The organism is Phytohabitans houttuyneae (genome assembly GCF_011764425.1).
Classification (GTDB): Bacteria; Actinomycetota; Actinomycetes; order Mycobacteriales; family Micromonosporaceae; genus Phytohabitans; species Phytohabitans houttuyneae.
Genome location: NZ_BLPF01000002.1, coordinates 542,573 through 564,962 on the forward strand (window position 1 = coordinate 542,573; position 22,390 = coordinate 564,962).

The 22,390-nt window shown below is 69.1% G+C and carries 16 protein-coding genes; 11 read left to right on the forward strand and 5 right to left on the reverse strand.

Translation table 11 applies throughout. The features are described 5' to 3' along the window. Positions 1 to 24 precede the first annotated feature (24 nt). The 3 genes from Phou_RS25875 to Phou_RS25885 all read left to right on the forward strand — a co-directional run bounded on the left by Phou_RS25875 (position 25) and on the right by Phou_RS25885 (position 5,487). A complete protein-coding gene (locus tag Phou_RS25875) occupies positions 25 to 2,850 on the forward strand; it encodes a glycosyl hydrolase family 95 catalytic domain-containing protein (RefSeq protein WP_173059968.1) in 2,826 nt (941 codons plus the stop codon). A gap of 85 nt (positions 2,851 to 2,935) precedes the next feature. Beyond that, positions 2,936 to 4,327, forward strand: a complete 1,392-nt coding sequence (locus Phou_RS25880; RefSeq protein WP_173059971.1) for a glycoside hydrolase family 10 protein — start codon at positions 2,936 to 2,938, stop codon at positions 4,325 to 4,327. Positions 4,328 to 4,506: 179 nt separating this feature from the next. Continuing rightward, positions 4,507 to 5,487, forward strand: a complete 981-nt coding sequence (locus Phou_RS25885) for a LacI family DNA-binding transcriptional regulator (protein ID WP_173064519.1) — start codon at positions 4,507 to 4,509, stop codon at positions 5,485 to 5,487. Here Phou_RS25885 and Phou_RS25890 read toward each other — a convergent pair. The 3 genes from Phou_RS25890 to Phou_RS25900 all read right to left on the reverse strand — a co-directional run bounded on the left by Phou_RS25890 (position 5,480) and on the right by Phou_RS25900 (position 10,886). Beyond that, the gene (locus Phou_RS25890) at positions 5,480 to 6,514 is read right to left on the reverse strand and encodes a LacI family DNA-binding transcriptional regulator (protein ID WP_173059974.1); all 1,035 of its coding nucleotides are present in this window, start codon (positions 6,512 to 6,514) and stop codon (positions 5,480 to 5,482) included. The two genes, Phou_RS25885 and Phou_RS25890, sit on opposite strands and share 8 nt — an antisense overlap. Positions 6,515 to 6,595: 81 nt before the next feature. Continuing rightward, on the reverse strand, positions 6,596 to 8,407 hold the full coding sequence (locus tag Phou_RS25895; protein ID WP_173059977.1) for an alpha-galactosidase: 1,812 nt from the start codon (positions 8,405 to 8,407) through the stop codon (positions 6,596 to 6,598). A gap of 640 nt (positions 8,408 to 9,047) precedes the next feature. Then, positions 9,048 to 10,886, reverse strand: coding sequence for an RICIN domain-containing protein (locus Phou_RS25900; RefSeq protein ID WP_173059980.1), 1,839 nt, complete (start codon positions 10,884 to 10,886; stop codon positions 9,048 to 9,050). 255 nt (positions 10,887 to 11,141) lie between these two features. Between Phou_RS25900 and Phou_RS25905 the strand changes: the two genes are divergently transcribed. The 7 genes from Phou_RS25905 to Phou_RS25935 all read left to right on the forward strand — a co-directional run bounded on the left by Phou_RS25905 (position 11,142) and on the right by Phou_RS25935 (position 19,257). Beyond that, positions 11,142 to 12,395, forward strand: coding sequence for a sugar ABC transporter substrate-binding protein (locus Phou_RS25905; RefSeq protein WP_173059983.1), 1,254 nt, complete (start codon positions 11,142 to 11,144; stop codon positions 12,393 to 12,395). Positions 12,396 to 12,412: 17 nt separating this feature from the next. After that, positions 12,413 to 13,306, forward strand: coding sequence for a carbohydrate ABC transporter permease (locus Phou_RS25910; RefSeq protein ID WP_173059986.1), 894 nt, complete (start codon positions 12,413 to 12,415; stop codon positions 13,304 to 13,306). Next, the gene (locus Phou_RS25915) at positions 13,303 to 14,112 is read left to right on the forward strand and encodes a carbohydrate ABC transporter permease (protein ID WP_173059989.1); all 810 of its coding nucleotides are present in this window, start codon (positions 13,303 to 13,305) and stop codon (positions 14,110 to 14,112) included. The genes Phou_RS25910 and Phou_RS25915 overlap by 4 nt, the downstream gene beginning before the upstream one ends. A 33-nt stretch (positions 14,113 to 14,145) precedes the next feature. Continuing rightward, positions 14,146 to 15,855, forward strand: a complete 1,710-nt coding sequence (locus Phou_RS25920; protein ID WP_173059992.1) for an amylo-alpha-1,6-glucosidase — start codon at positions 14,146 to 14,148, stop codon at positions 15,853 to 15,855. 37 nt (positions 15,856 to 15,892) lie between these two features. After that, entirely contained in the window at positions 15,893 to 16,906 is a 1,014-nt protein-coding gene (locus Phou_RS25925) for a LacI family DNA-binding transcriptional regulator (protein WP_173059995.1), read from the forward strand. A gap of 331 nt (positions 16,907 to 17,237) precedes the next feature. Next, the gene (locus tag Phou_RS25930; RefSeq protein WP_173059998.1) at positions 17,238 to 18,761 is read left to right on the forward strand and encodes a non-reducing end alpha-L-arabinofuranosidase family hydrolase; all 1,524 of its coding nucleotides are present in this window, start codon (positions 17,238 to 17,240) and stop codon (positions 18,759 to 18,761) included. 256 nt (positions 18,762 to 19,017) lie between these two features. Beyond that, entirely contained in the window at positions 19,018 to 19,257 is a 240-nt protein-coding gene (locus Phou_RS25935) for a hypothetical protein (RefSeq protein WP_173060001.1), read from the forward strand. 45 nt (positions 19,258 to 19,302) lie between these two features. On the opposite strand, the gene Phou_RS25940 is transcribed toward Phou_RS25935, so the two are convergent. Continuing rightward, positions 19,303 to 19,680, reverse strand: coding sequence for a DUF1304 domain-containing protein (locus Phou_RS25940; RefSeq protein ID WP_173060004.1), 378 nt, complete (start codon positions 19,678 to 19,680; stop codon positions 19,303 to 19,305). A gap of 116 nt (positions 19,681 to 19,796) precedes the next feature. Next, the gene (locus Phou_RS25945; protein WP_246273869.1) at positions 19,797 to 20,906 is read right to left on the reverse strand and encodes a cellulose binding domain-containing protein; all 1,110 of its coding nucleotides are present in this window, start codon (positions 20,904 to 20,906) and stop codon (positions 19,797 to 19,799) included. A gap of 413 nt (positions 20,907 to 21,319) precedes the next feature. On the opposite strand from Phou_RS25945, the gene Phou_RS25950 reads away from it, so the two are divergent. Then, positions 21,320 to 22,384 (forward strand): Gfo/Idh/MocA family protein, encoded by a 1,065-nt coding sequence (locus tag Phou_RS25950; RefSeq protein WP_173060007.1) that lies wholly within the window; start codon positions 21,320 to 21,322, stop codon positions 22,382 to 22,384. Positions 22,385 to 22,390: the final 6 nt, after the last annotated feature.

Below are 22,390 nucleotides of genomic sequence, written 5' to 3' on the forward strand. Positions count from 1 at the left end.
ATCACGCTGCTTTGGAGAATCGCCATGCCCGACGTGACACGAAGGAAGCTCCTTGCCGCCGGTGCGGCCGGTGCCGGAGCCGCACTGCTACCGGCGGGATGGGCCGCGGTCGCCCGCGCCAACTCCGCACCGCCGCCGGCGGTGCTGGCCGCTGACGACCTGGCTCTCTGGTACGACGAGCCGGCCGGCACCGACTGGCTGCGAGCGCTGCCGGTCGGCAACGGACGTCTGGGCGCCATGGTGTTCGGCAACGTCGACACCGAGCGGCTGCAGCTCAACGAGGACACCATCTGGGCCGGCGGACCGTACGACTCGGCCAACACGCGCGGCGCGGCCAACCTTGCCGAGATCCGGCGGCGGGTCTACGCCGACCAGTGGAGCCAGGCGCAGGACTTGATCAACCAGACGATGATGGGCACGCCTGGCGGACAGCTGGCCTACCAACCCGTGGGAAACCTGCGGTTGGCCTTCGGCTCGGCCAGCGGCGCCTCGCAGTACACCCGGACACTGGACCTCACCACCGCGACAGTCACCACCACGTACGTGCTGAACGGTGTGCGTTACCAGCGTGAGGTGTTCGCGAGCGCACCGGACCAGGTGATCGTGATCCGGCTGACCGCCGACCGCGCCAACTCGATCACGTTCAACGCCACATTCGACAGTCCACAACGGACGACCGTGTCGAGCCCCGACGGCGCCACGATCGGCCTGGACGGCATCTCCGGCAACATGGAGGGCCTCAACGGCACGGTGCGGTTTCTCGCCCTGGCCAACGCCGCCGTCACCGGCGGCACGGCGAGCAGCTCCGGCGGCACGCTGCGGGTCTCCGGTGCCACAAGCGTCACGCTGTTGGTCTCGATCGGCTCCAGCTACGTCAACTTCCGCACGGTCAACGGCGACTACCAGGGCATCGCACGCACCCGCCTCAACGCCGCCCGAAACATTGCCTTCGACCAGCTGCGCAGCCGCCACGTCACCGACTACCAGGCCCTGTTCGGCCGCGTCTCGATCAACCTCGGCCGTACGGCCGCCGCCGACCAACCGACGGACGTACGGATCGCGCAGCACGCCAGCGTGAACGACCCGCAGTTCTCGGCGTTGCTGTTCCAGTTCGGCCGGTACCTGTTGATCTCCTCGTCGCGTCCGGGTACACAGCCGGCCAACCTGCAGGGCATCTGGAACGACTCGATGGCCCCGCCGTGGGACTCGAAGTACACGATCAACGCGAACCTGCCGATGAACTACTGGCCGGCCGACACGACAAACCTCGGCGAGTGCTTCCTACCCGTCTTCGACATGGTCAAGGACCTGGCGGTGACCGGTGCCCGCACGGCACAGGCGCAGTACGGCGCGGGCGGCTGGGTGGCGCACCACAACACGGACGGGTGGCGCGGCTCGTCGGTCGTGGACGGGGCGTTCTGGGGCATGTGGCAGACAGGCGGCGCCTGGCTGGCGACGCTGGTCTGGGACCACTACCTGTTCACCGGCGACGCCGAGTTCCTGCGCGTTAACTACCCGGCGATGAAGGGCGCCGCCCAGTTCTTCCTCGACACGCTGGTCGCCCATCCGACGCTCGGGTACCTCGTCACCAACCCGTCCAACTCGCCCGAGCTGGCCCACCACTCGGGCGTCAGCGTCTGCGCGGGGCCCACAATGGACAACCAGATCCTGCGTGACCTGTTCGACGGCGTCGCCCGGGCCAGCGAGGTGCTCGGGGTGGACACCACTTTCCGATCGCAGGTCCGTTCGGCCAGGGACCGGTTGCCACCGATGCGGGTGGGCTCTCGCGGCAACGTCCAGGAGTGGCTGGCCGACTGGATCGAGACCGAGCCCGCGCACCGGCACGTCTCCCACCTGTACGGCCTGCACCCCAGCAACCAGATCACCCGGCGCGGCACACCCCAGCTGTACGAGGCGGCGCGCCGGACGTTGGAGCTGCGCGGTGACGACGGGACCGGCTGGTCGCTCGCCTGGAAGATCAACTACTGGGCGCGGCTGGAGGACGGCGCCCGCGCGCACAAGCTCATCCGCGACCTGGTGCGCACCGACCGGCTGGCGCCGAACATGTTCGACCTGCACCCGCCGTTCCAGATCGACGGCAACTTCGGCGCCACCTCCGGCATCGCCGAGATGCTGCTGCAAAGCCACAACGGCGAGCTCCACCTGCTGCCGGCGCTGCCGAGCGCGTGGCCGAGCGGGCAGGTGGCCGGCCTGCGCGGTCGGGGCGGGTACACCGTCGGCGCGGCCTGGACCAGCGGCCAGGCCGACGAGCTCCTGGTCCGCGCCGACCGCGACGGCACCGTCCGGCTGCGCGCCCGGCTGTTCACCGGCAGCTTCACCCTTGTCGACACCACCGACGGCACCACACCGGCCACCACCCGGCCCGAGAGCGATGTCGTCCAGCTCGCTGTCCGGGCCGGCCACACCTACCGGGCGGCGCGACCCGGCGTGACGGCCTCACCCAGCCTGACGGCCTCACCCAGCCTCACCGCCACGCCCACGGCGAGCGCGTCCCCATCGGTGACTGCGACCAGCTCGCCGCCGCCGTCCGGGGCGCGGGCGACGTACGCGGTCACCGGCTCGTGGCAGGGCGGCTTCCAGGGCGAGGTCACCGTTACCGCCGGGTCGTCGCCGATCCGGGGCTGGACCGTCTCCTGGACCTTCCCGAACGGGCAGGTCATCAACCAGATCTGGAGCGGCACCCACACGCAGAGCGGCGCGAACGTGACGGTGACCAACGTCGCCTACAACGGCGCGCTTCCCGCCGGCGGCTCGGCCACGTTCGGCTTCATCGCCTCGGCCGGCGGCGTGAACAACCCACCGACCAACCTCACGTGCACGACCACCTGACCACACTCCCCACCCGGCGGCGCGGGGTCCGGGCGACCCCGCGCCGCCACCCCCTCCCTCACCACCCCTGAAGGGCACAGTCCACATGAGAATCTCAAAACGTATTAGGTTCGGAATCGGCGCGGTCGCCGCCGGCGCTGTGGCCGCCGGCCTGGCGATGGTCCTGGCTTCCTCGGCGGCGGCCGGCACGACGCTGGGCGGTTCGGCTGCGGAGAAGGGTCGTTACTTTGGTGCGGCGGTTGGTACGTACAAGTTCAATGACAGTACGTACATGACGGTGTTGAACCGTGAGTTCAACAGTTTGGTCGCGGAGAACGAGATGAAGTGGGATGCGACTGAGCCGCAGCGGGGGAGTTTTAGTTATGGTGCGGGTGATCGGATTGTGAGTCATGCCCGGTCGCGGGGTATGTCGGTGCGTGGGCATGCGTTGTTGTGGCATGCGCAGCAGCCGGGTTGGGCGCAGGGTTTGTCGGGTGGGGATCTGCGTAATGCGGCGATTAATCATGTGACGCAGGTGGCGACGCATTTTCGTGGGCAGATTCATTCGTGGGATGTGGTGAACGAGGCGTTCGCTGATGGTGGGTCTGGTGGTCGTCGGGACTCGAATTTGCAGCGGACGGGTAATGATTGGATTGAGGCGGCGTTCCGGGCGGCGCGGGCGGCGGATCCGGGTGCGAAGTTGTGTTACAACGACTACAACACTGATGGGATCAACGCGAAGTCGACCGGTATCTACAATATGGTGCGGGATTTCAAGGCTCGTGGTGTGCCGATTGACTGTGTGGGGTTGCAGTCGCATTTGGGTACGACGATTGACTCGTCGTACCAGGCGAACATTCAGCGGTTCGCGGACCTGGGTGTGGATGTGCAGATCACCGAGTTGGATGTGATGCAGGGTGGTAACCAGGCGAACATCTACGCGACGGTGACGCGGGCCTGTCTTGCGGTGTCGCGGTGTACGGGCATCACGGTGTGGGGCGTGCGTGACTGTGACTCGTGGCGGGGTTCGGACAACGCGCTGCTGTTCGACTGCGCCGGCAACAAGAAGGCCGCCTACGACTCCGTCCTGCGCGAGCTCAACCAGGGCACCCCCATCCCGACCACGCCGAACACCTCGCCCCGGACCACACCGCCGGTGACCACTCCTCCCGTGACCACCCCGCCGGTGACCACGCCGCCACCATCCGGTGGCTGCACCGCCGCGGCGACCGTCAACCAGTGGAACGGCGGATTCGTCGCGAACATCCGGGTCACCGCCGGCGCCGCGGCCATCAACGGCTGGCGGGTCACGCTGACCCTGCCATCCGGTGTCACCGTCACCGGTGCCTGGAGCGCCAACCGCAGCGGCAGCAGCGGGACCGTTCAATGGACCAATGTGGACTACAACGGCCGGGTCGCGGCCGGGCAGTCGGCCGAGTTCGGCTTCCAGGCCACCGGCACCGCCGGTGGGCTGACGCCATCCTGCACAGCCACCTGACCTACCTCCGCGGGAAAGGCCGGTGCGGAGAGGGCAAGCTCCGCACCGGCCACCGCGGAGCCCGGTGAATGCGAGGTTTCCCAGCGTTGGAAGACGAACGCGAGGCGCGGCCGGTGGACCGCACGCCCAGCGGGTCCGTACCCGTGCTCGCCGTCGACGAGCGCCCGCGCTCGGTCATCATGCGCGACGTCGCACGGCACGCCGGCGTCTCACACCAGACGGTGTCCCGTGTGCTGAACGGCCATCCCAGGGTGCGGCCGGAGACCCGCCAGCGGGTGCTGGCGGCGATGCAGGCGCTCGACTACCGGCGAAATCTGGCCGCCCGCACCCTGGTCACCCGCCGGTCCGGCATCCTCGGCGTCATCGGCGTCGAGACCACGCTCTTCGGCCCGGCCTCCATGCTGTTCGGCATCGAGGAAGCGGCACGCGCCGCCGGGTACCTCGTCACGGTCGCCAACGTCCGCACGGTGGAGCGCCAGGTGGTCCACGGAGCCGTCGACCGCCTCTGCCAGCACGCCGTCGAGGGAATCATCGCGGTCGCACCGAAGCCGGCCTTGTTGGACGCGATCGCCGCGGTGCTGACGGGCCCGCCGGCGGTCGGCGTGGGTGGGGGTGTCGACGGCGCCGTACCCACGGTGCGGGTCGACAACCTGGCCGGCGCCCGCCTTGCCACCCAGCATCTGCTCACCCTCGGCCATGCGACCGTCCACCACGTCGCCGGACCCTTCGACTGGCCCGAGGCCCGTGAACGGATCGTGGGATGGCGCAGTGCCCTCCTGGACGCCGGCGCGCCGGTACCCGTGATCAGGCCCGGGTCCTGGAGCGCCGGATCCGGGTACGAGCGGGGGCAGAGGCTCGCGCGAAACCCGTCGGTGACGGCTGTCTTCTGTGCCAACGACCAGATCGCGCTCGGCGTGCTGCGGGCGTTGCACGAGGCCGGGCGGCGGGTGCCGGAAGACGTCAGCGTGGTGGGCTTCGACGACACACCGGACTCCGGCTACTTCCTGCCTCCGCTGACCACCGTTCGCCAGGACTTCGCCGAGCTGGGGCGGCACAGCCTCGCGATGCTCCTGGACCGGCTCGACGGCGTGCCGCCGGTGGCGCACGTACAGCTGCCACCCGCGCTTGTCGTGCGGGCCAGCACCGCGTGGGTCAGCTGAGAGCGGTCGAGGTGCTGCCCCGCACGATCAGCGTGGTGTCCAGCTCGTACCGGTCCTGGGTCAGCCGCTCGCCGTCGGCAAGGGCCAGCGCGAGCCGCGCCGCCGCCGCGCCCATCTGCGCGAACTCCTGCCGCACCGTGGTCAGCGGCGGTGCGGCCCAGGCGGCCTGGCCGATGTCGTCGAAGCCGACGACGCTGAGGTCGTCGGGTATCCGCAGGCCCGCCTGCCGGGCCGCCTCGTAGACGCCCAGCGCCTGCAGGTCGTCGCCGCACACGATGGCCGTCGGCCGCTGGGGGAGTGCGATGAGCTGCAATCCGAGATCTCGCCCGTCCTCGAATGTGAAGGCGCCGTGCCGCTGCAGGCTGGTGTCGGACGCGATGCCGGCGCCGGCGAGGGCGTCGCGGAACCCGTCGAACCGCGCCCGCGCGGACAGGTCGCGGACAGGACCGGTCACCACGCCGATCCGCCGGTGACCCAGGTCGAGCAGGTGGCGGGTGGCGGTGCGGGCTCCGTCCACGTTTTTCGAGGCGACGGCGGGGGTGGGAAACAGCTCGTCGATCGGGTCGATGGCCACCAGCGGGATCCCGCTGGCCACGAGCTGCTCCCCGTGGCTGACGGTGACCATGGAGGAGACCGCGATGACCGCGATGGGGCGCCGTCGCAGCATCGGCTCGACCCAGGACAGACCTGCCACCGTCTGCTGACGGATATCGGTGAACCCGACGGTGCACTCCCGCGCGCTGGCCACCTCGTCGGCGCCCCGCAAGATCTCGATCGCGATCGATCCGAGCATCTGGTGGAAGACCACCTCCAGGCAGGGCGTCGTCGCCGGCATCGGCCAGCGGTATCCGTGCTCGCGCAGCAGTGCCTCCACTCGCTGGCGGGTCCGGGTGCTGATGCCACGGTGGCCGTTCAGCACCTTGGACACCGTCGGACGCGACACGCCGGCCAGCCTCGCGATCGTCGCGATCGACACGTCGCCGCGCCGTCCGGCGCCGTGCGCCTGTGACTCACCCTCCTGGATCACGGGTGGAGTCTACGGCCCCGGTTCAGCGCCGTCCGGGCACAATGTGCTGGCCACGGCGCTGTTCCGGGGCAACGCGGCCCGTCAGACGGCGGTGCGGGCCCACTGCTGGTTGGTGCCACTGCCGCAGGCCCACTGCACGACCTGCGCGCCGTCGGCGGTGGCGGAGTTGAGGACGTCGAGGCACTTGTTGCTGTGGCGGGCGACGAGGCGTACGTAGCCGCCACCGGCATCCTGGACCTGCCACTGCTGGTTGGTGCCGCCGTTGCACGTCCACTGGACCACCCGCACACCGTCGGCCGTGGCGCCGCTGCCGCCGTACACGTCGAGGCACTTGCCGCTGCTGGCACTCACGACGGTGGAGTAGCCCCCGCCCGCGTCCTGGACCCGCCACCGCTGGTTGGTCTGTCCGTTCGCCGCCCACTGCACCACGTTCGCGCCGTCCGCCGTGGAGGCGTTGTAGACGTCGAGCAGCTTGCCGCTGTGCCGCGCGGTGAACGTGTACCCGGTGGGGACCGGCGTGGTGCTCTGGGGTGCCAGGCGGTAGAGGCCCGCACCGTGCGCCGGGATGGAGCGGGTGAGCGTGCCGGACGCCGTGCCGAGCCCGGCACCGGACCACAGGTCGGTCACCGTCGCCGAGCCGATGCCGAGGTCGGCGAGGTTCAGCGTGACGTTGGCCGCCGCGCCCTCCCGGTTGAACAAGGCGACGTACCGGTGGTCGGTGCCGGGCACGTCGGCGGTCCACACCTGCCGGGTGCCGCCGTAGAGCTGGCGGTTGTTCGTGCTGTTCTGGTCCACGGCGAGCACCGCGGCGTTCGTCATCAGGGCGAGCTCCGCGGCGCGGTTCTCGACAAGGTTGCCGCCCCACATCAGCGGCGCCCTGTTGATCACCCACAGCGTCATGAGCGTGCGTTGCTCGTCCGGGGTGAGGCTGGAGTATCGGGTGGCGCCGACCGGCCCGAACTTGGACAGCCGCCCGATCGGGATCATGTCGGGGTCAGGCCAGGCTCCCGTGGCGCGATACGGGGTCCAGTTGCGCAGCTGGTCGAAGAGCGCGTCGAGGGCGGGCCAGTTGTCCCACAGGTCGTTGACGATGCGCCACATGTGCGCGTTGGCCTGCACGTGGGCGCCGCTGGCCAGCGGTGTCGCGCCGGGCGACAGGCTGAGCACCATCGGGCGGCCGCTGCGCTGGATGGCGGTCCGGTAGCCCTCGACCTCCGCCTGCCGGTACGTGGGTGCGGCGATGTCGTCCACCTTGACGAAGTCGACGCCCCAGGAGGCGAAGAGCTGGAAGACCGAGTCCAGGTACGCCTGCGCGCACGAGTTGGACATGTTCAGGCCCCACATGAGGTTGAGCCACGCGGCCGTGGTGCTGTTGTTGATCTGGTTGGCCCGGCAGGAGGTGCCCAGGATCGGCACGTTGTCGGCCACGGCCTGGCGGGGGATGCCGCGCATGAGGTGCACGCCGAACTTGAGGCCCTGGGCGTGCACGTAGTCGGCCAGCGGCTTGAACCCGTTGGTACCGGCCGCCGACGGGAAGCGCGTGGTGTCCGGCAGCAGCCGCCCGTTGGCGTCCATCCGCAGCCGCGGCTGGAGGTTGGCATCCTGGTTGGGGCTGTTGTTGTGCCGGCCGGGGTAGTACCAGCCCCAGTCGATGACGATGTACTGCCAGCCGTGCTGGCGCAGGTTGTCACGCATGTAGTCGGCGTTGGCGCGGACGTCCGCCTCGGTCACGCTCCAGTTGAACGCGTCGTAGCTGTTCCACCCCATCGGCGGGGTGTTGGCGGTGCCGTTGTCCCAGGCCGCGGCTGGTGCGGGCCGTTCGACCGCGACGGCGGTGGCGAGCACGAGCACAGCGATGGCGACCAGCGCCAGGTGCCGACGAAGGTGAGACATCCGATCTCCCAGACCGTTGTTAGCGTGAACATCCTGCTACATACGCATGGATCGACGTTTGCCACTACCCGGTCCATTGACTGTGAACTATGGCGATCGACTCGTCAAGGGGTCGGCGCGGCGCCGGACCGCTCGGGGTTTCAGAAGATCCAATTCAAGACAGATCCGGGCTACCGCGACGTCCGTCGTGGTCCGGACCGTTGCTCCCGCGGCCTCACCCTCCGCGGTGCGCCCAGCTCAGCTTGGGAGCCCGCTCCGCCAGATCTTGGCAAGTTAGCGCCGAAATAACGTGCAAACTCACCAAGGTCTCGAAGGTCGCCCCGCCCGCACCTGATCGGCAGTCACAGACCGCGACGACGGCGCCAAACCGCGGGCGGGCTCGCATCCTGGTCAATGCCTTACCCCGTAAAGCCAGCCACTGCGGCGTCGACACCGTGAGCTGGGAAGACGCCCCAGCTCGGCACAGACAACGGCGACCACCCCGCTCGGTTGTGGACGGATTCGCCCACCGCGACCCAAAGCTCGCGACGCGGATCGGCCCAGGGTCCTGTTTGGAGAGTCCTTGCGGGGCTGCGCCGGGCCCAGGCCACAGTCGCCTGGATCCCGGCACGCCTTGACGATTCTCTCTTTTAAACGGGGCCTAGCGGCCCCACAGCCGCCAGGTCTGGTTGAGCGGACTGCCCTGACCGGCGGGGTTGCAGGTCCACTGGTGGACGCGGGCGCCCGCGGCGGTGGATATCGTGCTCACGTCCACGCACTTGCCGCTGTGCCGGGCGACGAGCTGGTAGTCGTGGCTGTCGTTGCCGGAGTAGGTCACCTTCCGGAGGGTGAACTGCTGGTTGGTGGCGCCGCCGATGCACGTCCACTGGTGCACGGTGGCGCCGTCGGCGGTTGAGACGCCGGAGACGTCGAGACACTTGCCGGTCTGCTGGTTGACGACGGTGTACGTGTTGGCGACGCCGGCGACCGGCCGGAAGTTCCACAGCTGCTGGTCGCCGCCCTCGCAGTAGTACTGCTGCTGGACGTTGCCGTCCGCCGTACCGCGGTTGGTGTTGTCCAGGCACTGCTGGGAGTGCTGGGCGACGGCGACCGACTGGAAGTCGTTGTCGGACGGCGGTAGCAGCGTGACGGTGAAGGTGTCGTCGATGGCGGTGTGCGGCAGGTTGACCGTCGTGCCGTTGTTGGAGAGCGTCACCACGGAGTTCTGTACCGTGATCGGGCTCTGGACGGCGCCGCCGTTGTTGTGCGGGATGCGCTGCACCCGCACGCGGACCTGGTTGTTCTGCACGATGCCGCTGGTGGTGTCCAGGCGCTGCAGGTTGACGGCGATGTTGCCGGTGGTCCTGCCGCCGCCGACGAGGATCTTCGCCGACCCACTGGCCTTGGTGGCGAACGCGTCGTAGTTGGCGCTCGGCGTGACCGCGACGATCTGGCCGGTCTGCGAGCCGTAGAAGCGGTAGGCCCACCATTCGCCCTTCGGCACGTGCTGGCCGGCGCTGTTGCGCAGCAGCAGGTTGCCGAGGAAGTCGTGCAGGTTGTTGCCGCCGGCCCAGTTGGCGCGCAGGCCGTCGGCGCCGGCCCGCTCGAGCCGTGCGATGTACCAGGCGCCGTCGGCGGGGTTCTGCTCGTTGGGGTCGCCGTACTCGTTGATCTGGTACGGGCGGGGATGCGGGATGCCGCGCGGGTCGAGGGTGGCGTTGGCGGCGGCCACGTTCGCGACCGGGTCACCGGGCAGGGAGTGCCAGCTGATGATGTCCGGGACGACGTTGTTGGCGCGGATGTAGTCCAGGTACTGGTTCCAGAAGGCGTGCGAGGTGGACGGCACGCAGGCGCAGCTGGGCCCGACGATGAGCTGGTTGGGGAACGCCGCGCGGATGCGCTGGTAGCTGCGGCGCCAGAGCTCGAAGTACTGGGCCTGGGGCCGGTTCCAGAAGAGGGTGATGTTGGGTTCGTTCCAGATGTCCCACTGGACGGTGATGCCCGCGGCGCGGACGTCGTTGATCAGGCGGGTGAGGAAGTTGTCGTAGTCGGTCCAGTTGTTGTTGTCGCCGGGAAACCGGGAGATCGGGTAGCCGTCGGCGCCCCACAGGTCGTGGGGGAGCAGGATGAACTCGCCGCCGAGCGCGATCGTGCGGCGGGCCTGCGCGACGGTGGAGTTCCAGCGGCGCTCGTAGCCGCCGTTGACCCAGCCTCCGGGCGAGGCGAGCTGGGCGCCGCCGGCGCGCATGTACCGGAACTTCACGTCGCGGTAGAAGTGGTCCGCCGGTCCGGAGGCGTTCTCGGTCATGCCGTAGATCCAGCCGGACGCGCGGTAGGTCGGCGCGCTGCCTGCGGTGGCGAAGTTGACGCTGATCGACTCGTCGGCCGCCTGGGCCGGGGATGGCGCGACCGCGACGGCGGCGACGGCCGTGAGCAGGCCGATCGCCACCCGGGCGGCGGTCCGGGCGGGGATGAGTCTGCTCCTGAGCGTGGGTCTCATGGGCAACTCCCTCGGGGGTGGAAGGATCGCGAATCGATTCGCGGGGAGCTTAGGTTCGGTTCTCACGTGTGTCAATGGGTTGTTGAGGATGCCGCTTAGTCAGCCTTGACCGACCGCGGCGCCGGGGCCTATGTTCTGGCGAACCGATTCGGCGAATCGGTTCGCACGGTGGTCGCCGGCCTCGGGAGGCACGCGGCGGCAGGACACGCACCCTCTGGACGCACTTCGAAGATCGACACCCAAGTGAGGCACCAGATGACGACATCCACGTTCAGGTGGCGCGTGGTCAGCGCCGCCGCGATTGCGGTCTCGGTCGCCGCCGGCCTGGCCGCCTGCTCCTCCGGCGACGACCCGGCCGGTGGCGAAGCCGGCGGCACCTACACGATTTGGGACCCCTATCCGCAGTTCGCTGACGACTCGGAGTGGGTCAAGCTGCTCAAAGGCTGCGGCACGTCCGCCGGGGTGACCGTCGAGCGGACCGGCTACGACACCACCGACCTGACCAACAAGGCGCTGCTGGCGGCCCAGCAGGACAACTCGCCGGACGTGCTGATCGTCGACAACCCGGTGATCTCGACCCTGGCCGAGGCGGGTGCGCTCACCACCACCGAGGAAAACAAGCTGGACACCTCGACCATGGAGCCGAACCTGCTCGGCGCCGGCCAGGTCGCCGGCAAGACCTACGGGGTGCCGATCGGCGCGAACACGCTGGCGCTCTACTACAACAAAGACCTGCTGGGCAAGGCCGGCGTCGACGTGGCGTCGGTGCGGGACTGGCCGACCCTCACCGCCGCGTTGGCCAAGGTCAAGGCGGCGGGCAAGAAGGGCATCACCTTCTCGGCCATCGGTACCGAGGAGGGCAGCTTCCAGTTCCTGCCGTGGTTCTGGGGATCCGGCGCGCAGCTGACCGACCTCGACTCGCCGCAGGCGGTGTCCGCGCTGGCCTTGTGGACCGACTGGCTGAAGCAGGGGTACGCGCCGAACTCGGTCATCAACAACACCCAGACGACGAGCTGGCAGGAGTTCGCCAGCGGCGACTACGCCTTCAGTGAGAACGGCACGTGGCAGCTGGCCAACGCGGAGAAGCTCGACTTCGAGTACGGCATCATCCCCATCCCGGCCAGCTCCGGGGGCACCGCGCCCGCGCCGACCGGTGGCGAGTTCGTGTCGATCCCGGTGCAGGGCAAGACCGAGCGGTACGCGACCAGCCAGAAGCTCGTCACCTGCCTGACCAGCGGCGACAATTTGCTGGCCACCGACACCACGCTGTCGTACATCGCGCCGGTCGCCGCCGTGCAGACCAAGCAGGTGGCCGCCAACGCGAAGCTCGAAGTCTGGGTGGAGGCGGTCAAGGCCGCCAAGGGACGCACCGGCGACAACCTCGGTACCAAGTACCCGAAGATCTCCGAACCACTGTGGACGGCCATGCAGGCGGCGCTCAGCGGTGCCAGGACACCGCAGCAGGCGCTGACCGACGCGCAGGCCGCCGCGGCCGGTGCCACGAAGTAGTGCCAGAAGCCCGGACGATGAACCGCGACCGTCACGTCGACGGGCGGTGGACGGCGTGGCTGTTTCTGGCCCCGGTGACGATCTACCTGCTCGCCTTCTACGCCTACCCGCTTTACCGCAACATCGAGCTGAGCCTGCGCGAGTACACCGTCCGCTCGTTCGTGCAGGGCGGTGCACCGTTCGCCGGCCTCGACAACTACCAGAAGATCCTGTCCGACCCGACCTTCGGCCCGGCGCTGGCGCACACGGTGGTCTTCACCGTCGCGTCGCTGGCGTTCCAGTTCGGCATCGGGATGGCGCTGGCGGTCTTCTTCCACCAGCACTTCCCGCTGTCCCGCACGCTGCGGGCGCTGTTTCTCGTGCCGTGGCTGCTGCCGCTGATCGTGTCGGCGTCGACGTGGTCGTGGATGCTCAACAGCGACGCCGGCGTCGTCAACGCCGCGCTCGGCACCGTCGGAGTCGGTCCGGTCAACTGGCTCACGTCACCGGACTGGGCACTGGCCTCAGTGATCATCGCGAACGTGTGGATCGGCATCCCGTTCAACCTTGTCGTGCTCTACAGCGGGCTGCAGTCGATCCCGGTCGCCCTGTACGAGGCGGCGGCGCTGGACGGCGCCACCGGGTGGCAGCGCTTCTGGCGGGTGACGTTTCCGCTGTTGCGGCCGGTCTCGGCGATCACGCTGCTGCTCGGACTGATCTACACGCTCAAGGTGTTCGACATCATCTGGATCATGACCAGGGGTGGGCCGACGGACTCCTCCACGACGTTCGCCACCTGGTCGTACCGGCTCGGGTTCGGCAGCCTGCTGCCGTCCTTCGGGCCCGGCGCCGCGGTCGGAAACCTGCTCATCGTCATGGCCCTCACCGCCGGGCTCGTCTACATCCGGCTCCAGCGAAGGCAGTGGGCATGAAGCGCCTGCTGAAGACAGCCGTCGGGCTGGCGCTGACCGCCGTGATGCTTTTCCCGGTGTACTGGATGGTCAACGTGTCGTTGACCCGCGACCAGGACATGCGCGCCGACCCGCCACACCTGGTGCCCCTGCGGGGCACGCTGGAGGGCTATCGGGCGGTGCTCGACCAGCAGCTGCCCTACCTCGGCACCAGCCTGCTGATCGGCCTCGGCACGGTCGCCCTCACCGTGGCGCTCGCCGCCCCGGCCGGGTTTGCGCTGGCCAAGCTGCGGCCGGTCGGCGGCGGGGCTTTCAGCTTCGTTCTGCTGATCGCGCAGATGATCCCGGGCATCATCATGGCGATGGGCTTCTACGCCATCTACCTCAACCTGGGCGTGCTCAACTCGGTGCCCGGCCTGATCCTGGCCGACTCCACGCTGGCGGTGCCGTTTGCCGTACTCATCTTCACCGCCTTCATGTCCGGGATCCCGGACGAGCTGATGCAGGCCGCCGTCATCGACGGTGCCGGCCGGCTGCGCGCCTTCTGGTCGGTCGTGCTGCCGGTCAGCCGGAACGCGGTCGTCACCGTCTCGCTGTTCGCCTTCCTGTGGGCCTGGTCCGACTTCATCTTCGCCTCCACATTGGACGGAGGAGGCGATCATCAGCCGATCACCCTCGGCATCTACCACTACATCGGAAACAACAACCAGCAGTGGAACGCCATCATGGCCACCGCGGTCGTCGCCTCCGTCCCCGCCACCATCCTGCTGGTCCTGGCCCAGCGGTACGTCGCCGCCGGTGTCACCGCCGGCGCCGTCAAGGACTGACCCATCGTGTACGAGGAAAGGCAGCTGCCACCCATGACCGTCGCCCCATCCGGTCCGGCGTTCTCGCTCCAGGACATCCCGTTCAGCTACCGCGGATCCTGGCTCAACGTCTCCCCGGTGGTAGCCGAGAAAACGTACGCCGACGACCTGCACCTTGTCTCGCACCAGACCGGGCTGCACGCGATCCTCCGGTTCACGCCGTCGGCGCCCGCCACCGCCGTCGCCACACCCGCGCTGCTGACCTGGCGCCACGACGGTGGCCGCGTCGAGCTCGTCTACGACGGCCCGGACACCGTCCGCCTGCGCGGCGACGGACTCGGCATGCGCGTGGAAGCTGCCGCCGGCACGCTCACCCCCTTCAGCGGTACCTACCTCTACTGCGATCCGGTCGACGGCTCGCACGTGTTCACGTCCTACGAGACCGGCCGCCGGTACCGCGTCACCGTGCTGCGCGGCGACCTCGACCGGGCCGAGGGTGTCGAAGCGCTGGGTGCCGCACCGCGATCCCTGACACTGAACGCCGGGCGAGCGTGGGAGATCGCCATCGAGGAGTACCAGACCGCTCGGCTCCCGTACGCCGAGAACGTCCCGTTCGACGAGCTTCACCGCCACGCCGCCGCGGACTTCGCCGGCTTCGTCGACGCTGTCGCGCCCTGGCGCACGGCACAGACACCGGCCGCCGAGCTGGCCGCCTACGTGCTGTGGTCCGCCACCGTCGCGCCCGCCGGTTTCGTCACCCGGCCGGCCGTGCTGATGTCCAAACACTGGATGGACAAGGTCTGGAGCTGGGATCACTGCTTCAACGCCATCGCCCTGGCCGCGGGTGACCCCGAGCTGGCGTGGCACCAGTTTCAGCTGCCCTTCGACCACCAGGATCCGGCCGGCGCGCTGCCCGACTCGGTGACCCACTCGGAGATCCTCTACAACTACGTCAAGCCACCCATCCACGGCTGGGCGCTGCGGCATCTCCGGCAGCGCCTCGACCCGCCCGTGGACCGGGCGGCCCTCACCGAGACCTACGAGCGGCTGGCCCGGTGGACCGGGTTCTGGCTGACCGCCCGCCGGGTGCCCGGCCACGAGCTGCCGCACTACCAGCACGGCAACGACAGCGGCTGGGACAACGCCACCACCTTCGACGGCGACCGGGTCATCGAGACAGCCGACCTCGCCGCGTTCCTCGTCGTGCAGCTGCGCTGCCTGGCCGACCTGGCCGCGGAGCTTGACCAACCGAACACCCGGTGGAGCCAGGCGGCCGAGCAGATCCGCGCCGCCCTGCTCGACCAGCTGTGGACCGGAGACCGGTTCGACGCCCGCGGTGCCCGCACGGGACAGCGTCACGCCAGCACGAGCCTGCTCGACCTCATGCCGATCGTGCTCGGGGACGACCTGCCCGGCCCGGTCGCCGCCGCGCTCGCCGCCCGCATCGAGACCCATTTGACCGCGCACGGCCTGGCCACCGAGCCGCTCGACTCGTGCCACTACACCGCCGACGGCTACTGGCGCGGCCCGATCTGGGCACCCTCGACCGTGCTGATCGAGGATGGCCTGCGGCGCGCGGGGTACACCACGCTCGCCGACGAGGTCAGCCAGCGCTTCCGGGCGCTGTGCGAAAAGTCGGGCTTCGCCGAGAACTTCGACGCCGAAACGGGCGCCGGCCTGCGCGATCGTGCGTACACCTGGACCGCCAGCAGCTACCTCATCCTCGCCGCCGCGCACGAGCGGCGCCGGACGACCCCTCACTAGAATGGGCGGGCGAATCGGTTCGAGGGCCGGGAGTGGGATGAACATCGGGGAGATCGCTCGCCGGGCGGGCGTGTCGCGCAGCACCGTCTCGTACGTGCTCAGCGGCAAGCGGGCGGTGTCCGAAGGGACCCGGCAGCGGATTCAAGCCGTCATCGACGAGCTGGGCTACCGCCCCAACGCCAGCGCCCGCGCCCTTCGGGAGGGACGCACCCACACGCTCGGGCTTGTCATCCCGCCGGCCAGCCAGCGGCTGACCGACATGCAGCTCGGGTTCGTGGCCAGCGTGGTGGAGGCGGCCGCGCGCGTCGACCTCGACGTGCTGCTCTCGCCGTCGGGCGGAGACCACGATCGGTCGTTCGAGCGGATCGTCAGTGGCCGGCGGGTCGACGGCGTGATCCTGATGGAGATCCGGCTGGAGGACGACCGCGTGAGTCGCCTGCAGCAGACCGGGCTGCCGTTCGTCACCATCGGCCGTACCGCAGATCCGCACGACACGGCGTGGGTCGATGTCGACTACGCGGGCCTGATCGCCCGCTGTGTCGAGCACCTGGCCGACCTCGGGCACCGGCACGTCGCCCTGGTGAACCGGTCGGCCGAGCTTGTCGCCGCCGGGTACGGGCCGGGCCATCGCGCCCTCGCCGGCTTCACCGCGGCCGTGGCCGACCGGGGACTCACCGGCGTCGAGGTGTGCTGCGGCGACGACGCCGCGGCGGGGGAGGCGTGTGTCGAGCAGTTGCTGGCCGCGCATCCGGAGCTGACCGCGATCGCGACGGTCAACGAGGCGGCTCTGCCCGGCATGCAGCGGGCGTTGGACGCGGCCGGGCTGGTCGTGCCGCGTGACTTCTCCATCACCGGCGTTGCCGCGAGGCACTGGGCCGAAGACTTCCGCCCGCCCCTGACCGCCGCGGACGTCCCGATCGTGGAGATGGGCACCGAGGCGGTGACGTTGCTGCTGGAGAGCATCGCCACGCCGGGGGCGGCGCGGCGACACCGGCTGTACATCCCGCCGGTCTCGTTGCGCTCCAGCACCGGTCCGGTGCCGCGGCGCTGAGCCTCCCGTAAGGCTTGCGGTAGGTGTCCCGCCGCAGTCCGTGGCACCCCGTGCCGCGGCGGTTTGCGCAGCTCGAACCGGACGCCGAAGCCTTGTGCCGGATCGGTTTAGCTTGACGGCGCCGGGCCGAGACTTCTTCCGAAACATTCCCGTTACATCTTGACGGATGTCACTGTTATCGTTCACAGTCGCTGTCAGTCCTACAAGTTCATTCCTGAACCCCGCCGTTGAGGAACTGTTAACGCTAACAAGTCGTGACAGGTCGCCGGTGTCCGCGCCGCCAGCGACGCGCCCCACGGCACGGTCCCAGATGCTCGAAAGGAGAGACGCTATGCCGGTTGGGTCTGCGCGCAATGCGAGGTGGCGGCGCGGATGGCGGTCTGGTTTAGCCGCCGTCGCTGCCGCGGTGGTCGTGGGCGGCGGCGTGATCACGGTCGCCGCGACGTCTGCGTCGGCGGCCACGGTGGACACCACCGCGTGGTACGTGCTGGTGAATCGAAACAGTGGCAAGGCGTTGGACCTGTACAACCTGGCCACCAACGACGGCGCGCGGATCACGCAGTGGACGCGCAACGACGGCGCCCAGCAGCAGTGGCAGTTCGTCGACTCCGGAAGCGGCTACTACCGGCTCAAGTCCCGCCATTCGGGCAAGGTGCTCGACGTGTACAACTGGTCGACCGCCGACGGCGGCGCGATCGTGCAGTGGTCCGACACCAACGGCACCAACCAGCAGTTCCGCCTCGCCGACTCGGACGGCGGCTACGTCCGGCTGATCAACCGCAACAGCAGCAAGGCGGTCGAGGTGCAGGGCGCCGCGACCAACGACGGTGCGAACGTCGTGCAGTACCGCGACTGGGGCGGCACCAACCAGCAGTGGCAGCTGGTCCGCATGGGCGGGACGACGCCGACGAATCCGACCACAGGACCGACGACGCCGCCGCCGAATGGGTGTTCGCTGCCGTCGAGTTACCGGTGGTCGTCGTCGGGTGTGTTGGCGAACCCGCGGTCCGGGTGGGTGTCGTTGAAGGACTTCACGCACGCGCCGTACAACGGTCGGCAGCTGGTCTACGCCACCACCCATGACACCGGCACCTCGTGGGGGTCGATGAACTTCGGCCTGTTCACCAACTTCTCCGAGATGGGCTCGGCCAGCCAAAACCAGATGCCGTTCTCCGCGGTCGCACCCTCACTGTTCTACTTCGCCCCCCGCAACCTGTGGGTCCTGGCCTACCAATGGGGCGGCCCCGCCTTCTCCTACCGCACCTCCACCGACCCCACCAACGTCAACTCCTGGTCAGCACACCAAACCCTCTTCTCCGGCAGCATCTCCAACTCCAGCACCGGACCCATCGACCAAGCACTCATCGGCGACAGCCAAAACATGTACCTGTTCTTCGCCGGCGACAACGGCCGCATCTACCGCGCCAGCATGCCCATCGGCAACTTCCCCGGCAGCTTCGGCAGCAACTACACCACGATCATGACCGACAGCACCAACAACCTCTTCGAAGCCGTCCAGGTCTACAAAATCCAAAACCAAAACCTCTACCTCATGATCGTCGAAGCCATCGGCTCCCAAGGCCGCTACTTCCGCTCCTTCACCGCCACCAACCTCGGCGGCACCTGGACCCCCCAAGCCACCACCGAAAACAACCCCTTCGCCGGCAAAGCCAACAGCGGCGCCACCTGGACCAACGACATCAGCCACGGCGAACTCATCCGCACCAACGCCGACCAAACCATGACCATCGACCCCTGCAACCTCCGACTGCTCTACCAAGGACGCTCCCCCAACTCCGGCGGCGACTACGGCCTACTCCCCTACCGCCCCGGCCTCCTCACCCTCCAACGCTAAACACCACCCACACAGGCGGGCCCGGCACAAAACCGGGCCCGCCCGTCTTTTCGCGGCTCGCGCATTCAGCTATTGACAAGGATGAATGCCCGTTCGTCCGAGCGCGTGCTGGCGGATCATCGCGGCGGCATTGGCCGTTGTCGGGAGCCGCGCCGCGTCTGGCCCATGTGAGCCTTATTTTTACAGACTTCGATGTCCTGGTGCCCGGCTCGACGGAAAGTCGCCGTGCACTGTGGACGCTCGCGAGGGAGGCTTCATGCGCGGACGTAGATTGGCGACGCTGGCCGTGGCGGCGACGCTCGCACTGGGTGGCATTGTCGGGCTCGGCGCCACCCCGGCCGCCGCGGACCCGCCGGGCGGCGTGCTGCGCGGTGTCTATTTCGACTACTCGTTCTGCAACAACTACGGCTTCGAGGGTGCGGCGGCTGGCTCGTGGGACTGGTACTACTGCGAGCAGCGCTACTCGTACTGGTTCCTCTGGACCTTCACGTACTGAGAGCCGGAGGCGGCGCGCCCCCTTTCTTCCTTGACGGACGGGCGCTCAGCCGAACACGACGAACGCGAGGGCGACCAGCGGCGCCAGTCCCTGCACGGCCGCGGCGGAGGCCATCCGGAGGTTGGTGGCCAGCAGCACGAGCGCGGCGGCGAGCATGCTGGCGCAGGCGAAGACCACCACCGCCCGCCCCGCCGACTCAGCGCCGCCCCAGAGGACGAACAGCCCTCCCAGCGCGCCGGCCGCCAGGAACAGGTTGTAGAAACCCTGGTTGAACGCCCACGGCCGGACCGCCGCCACATCATCGGCCCGCACACCGAACCTGCGGTGCGCGGCCGGCCGGGTGAACAGCAGGCTCTCCATGGCGAAGATCATGACGTGGATCAGCCCCGCGACCACGGCGGCGAACTGAGCGACGGCGTTCATCCGGCGATTGTCACCGCCGCGCCGTCCAATCCGCACACGACTCGCCCGACACCTTACGGACGAACGGAGGCGCCCTCCCGAATGGTCTTCGGGAGGGCGCCTGTTGTCCTCGGGACCTACTCGATGATCGCGCGGCAGGGGGAGCCGTTCAGGGCGAACGTCGACGGTGCCGCGTTGCTCGCCGACCAGGAGCCGTGCATGCCGAAGGAGACGCTGCCGCCGGCCGAGATCGTCCGGTTCCAGTCCATGTAGTGCGCCGTCACGTCGGCTCCGGTCTGGGTGTACTGGGCGCTCCACGCGCTGCGGATGCGCTGGTCGCCGCCGAAGGTGAAGGTGAGGATCCAGCCGTTGACCGGCGCCGGCGAGGTGTTGGCGACGGTCACCCTGGCCACGAACCCACCGGTCCAGGTCGCCTCCACGTCGTACCGCACCAGGCAGGTGCTGTTCGGCGGGTTGGACGAGGTGGGCGAGACCGGCGGTGCGGTGGTCACCGACGGTGGTGACGTTCCTGTGCCGGTCAGGGTGACCACGTTGGACGCGATCGACACGTTGCCCACGGCGTCGCGGGCACGGACGTAGTAGTCGAAGCGCCGTGACTCCAGCGCGACGGTGTAGCTGGTGCCCGTGACCGTGGCGAGCAGCGAGGAGATGAAAACGCCGTCGAACCGGTACACGTTGTACGCGGTCACGCCCACGTTGTCGGTCGACGGCGACCAGCTCAGCGCGGCGCTCGCGCCGGTGACGTCGTTGGCCACCAGCCCGGTCGGCGCCGCGGGTGGCGTGGTGTCGGGACCGGTGTCGGTCACCGGCGTGACGACCTTCAACGGCGGCGAGAGCGACGACGTACGTCCCTGGGAGTCCACCGCCGTCACATATATCAGGTACTCAGTACCGGACTTGACCGTCAGCGTGGCCGTGGTGACGTTGCCGACGGTCATGCTGCTGCCGACGTCGTAGAACGCCTCGATGTAGGAGATCCGATACCCCGTGACCGGGCAGCAGCCGGGTCGCGCGGCGGTCCAGCTGAGCGTGATCGAAAATCGGCTGACGCTTGTCGCGGTCAGGTTGGTCGGCGGGTTCGGCGGAAACGGCGACGTGGACGGCGTGGAGGGCGGGACGGTCGAGGGCGGGGCGGTGCTCAGGACGGCCAGCGGTGTGGCACTGGCGCCGGCGTTGGGGACGGCGAGGACCGCCCCGAGGAGCGCGGCCGGGGTGACCGTGGCCACGAGGCCCAGGAGAAGGCGTCGAGTGGGACGTGAGAGCGCGCCAAACATGGCAGAAAGATGGCCCATCAATCGACGAACGTCAAGGTCTCTGCGTAAATGCGTGCGCGGAAACCGGCGTACGGCGTGAGCCGCACGCCGGTTTGTCTTTTCGTACTGACTCCGGGTCGCCGGCAGGTACAGCATCCGGACATTGTCCACAGTGAACCTGACGTCGGCGCGGATGTCGGCGACCGCGAGCTCGTCGACGGTCTGTTCGACGTACGGACGCACTGTGTTGCGCATCGGGTACGACTCGACGCAGGCGTAGTCGATGGGATCGATCACCTCTTCGGGCGAAGTTAATGTTGTCAACGGCCGCGGCCCGCCCTGGGGGTGCCGCAACCCACGAGCGACCGTGAGGCAGGTAGGTAGGCATGGCGGTAAACCCGGTCGGTGTGGCCGTCGTGGGCTGCGGCACGATCAGCCACCAATACCTGGCCACGCTCGCAAACCGGCCGGAGGTGCGCGTCGTCGCCTGCGCCGACCTCGACCCGGCCCGCGCGGCCAGCGCCGCCGCCCGCTACGGCGTCCCCGTCCACGGCGACCTGGACACCGTGCTCGCCCACGACGAGGTCGAACTCGTCGTCAACCTGACCGTGCCAGCCGCACACGCACCCGTGGCACTCGCCGCGATCGCCGAAGGCAAACACGTGTACACCGAAAAGCCTTTTGCCCTCACCCCGACGGAGGCCAGCACCGTGCTCGCCGCGGCGCAGGCCGCCGGCGTCCGCACCGGCGGCGCGCCCGACACCTTCCTCGGCGCGGGCATGCAGACCACCTGCCAGGCGGTCGCGGACGGGCGGATCGGCACACCACTGTCCGCGATCGTCCTCGAGCAAGGCCCCGGACCCCATCGCTGGCACCCCGATCCGGAGTTCCTCTTCCAGGCCGGCGGCGGTCCGCTGTTCGACATGGGGCCGTACTACCTGACCGCCCTCGCCGCCCTCTTCGGACCCGTCACCCGAGTCGCCGCGCTCAACCGCACCGGATTCCCCGAACGCGTCATCGGCGCCGGCCCCCGCACCGGCCAACGCTTCCCGGTCACCGTGCCCACCCACGTCACCGCCCTCATCGAGTACGCCTCCGGCCCGGTCGCCACCGTCGTGTTCAGCTTCGACGCGACCCTGCCCCGCCAGGACTTCTTCGAAATCACCGGCACCGAAGCCACCCTCGCCGCACCCAACCCCAACACCTTCACCGGCCCGGTACGCCTACGCGCCACCAGCGACAGCGACTGGACCACCATCCCCACACCGGACTCCCCAACCGACGGACGCGGCATCGGCATCTGCGACATGGCCGTCGGCATCCGCACCAATCGCCCACACCACGCAAACGGCGACCTCGCCGCACACATCGTCGACGTCATGACCGCAATCCACGACTCCGCCGAGCACGGCACCTTCCGGGACGTCACGTCGACCTTCACGCGGATGTGATCGCGG

Bases quoted from the DNA above. Each gene is read 5' to 3' on its own strand.
- Phou_RS25935 (WP_173060001.1), top strand. From the start codon at position 19,018: ATGCGCGGACGTAGATTGGCGACGCTGGCCGTGGCGGCGACGCTCGCA.
- Phou_RS25895 (WP_173059977.1), bottom strand. From the start codon at position 8,407: ATGTCTCACCTTCGTCGGCACCTGGCGCTGGTCGCCATCGCTGTGCTC.
- Phou_RS25905 (WP_173059983.1), top strand. From the start codon at position 11,142: ATGACGACATCCACGTTCAGGTGGCGCGTGGTCAGCGCCGCCGCGATT.
- Phou_RS25910 (WP_173059986.1), top strand. From the start codon at position 12,413: ATGAACCGCGACCGTCACGTCGACGGGCGGTGGACGGCGTGGCTGTTT.
- Phou_RS25900 (WP_173059980.1), bottom strand. From the start codon at position 10,886: ATGAGACCCACGCTCAGGAGCAGACTCATCCCCGCCCGGACCGCCGCC.
- Phou_RS25920 (WP_173059992.1), top strand. From the start codon at position 14,146: ATGACCGTCGCCCCATCCGGTCCGGCGTTCTCGCTCCAGGACATCCCG.
- Phou_RS25930 (WP_173059998.1), top strand. From the start codon at position 17,238: ATGCCGGTTGGGTCTGCGCGCAATGCGAGGTGGCGGCGCGGATGGCGG.
- Phou_RS25925 (WP_173059995.1), top strand. From the start codon at position 15,893: ATGAACATCGGGGAGATCGCTCGCCGGGCGGGCGTGTCGCGCAGCACC.
- Phou_RS25940 (WP_173060004.1), bottom strand. From the start codon at position 19,680: ATGAACGCCGTCGCTCAGTTCGCCGCCGTGGTCGCGGGGCTGATCCAC.
- Phou_RS25915 (WP_173059989.1), top strand. From the start codon at position 13,303: ATGAAGCGCCTGCTGAAGACAGCCGTCGGGCTGGCGCTGACCGCCGTG.
- Phou_RS25950 (WP_173060007.1), top strand. From the start codon at position 21,320: ATGGCGGTAAACCCGGTCGGTGTGGCCGTCGTGGGCTGCGGCACGATC.
- Phou_RS25880 (WP_173059971.1), top strand. From the start codon at position 2,936: ATGAGAATCTCAAAACGTATTAGGTTCGGAATCGGCGCGGTCGCCGCC.
- Phou_RS25875 (WP_173059968.1), top strand. From the start codon at position 25: ATGCCCGACGTGACACGAAGGAAGCTCCTTGCCGCCGGTGCGGCCGGT.
- Phou_RS25885 (WP_173064519.1), top strand. From the start codon at position 4,507: ATGCGCGACGTCGCACGGCACGCCGGCGTCTCACACCAGACGGTGTCC.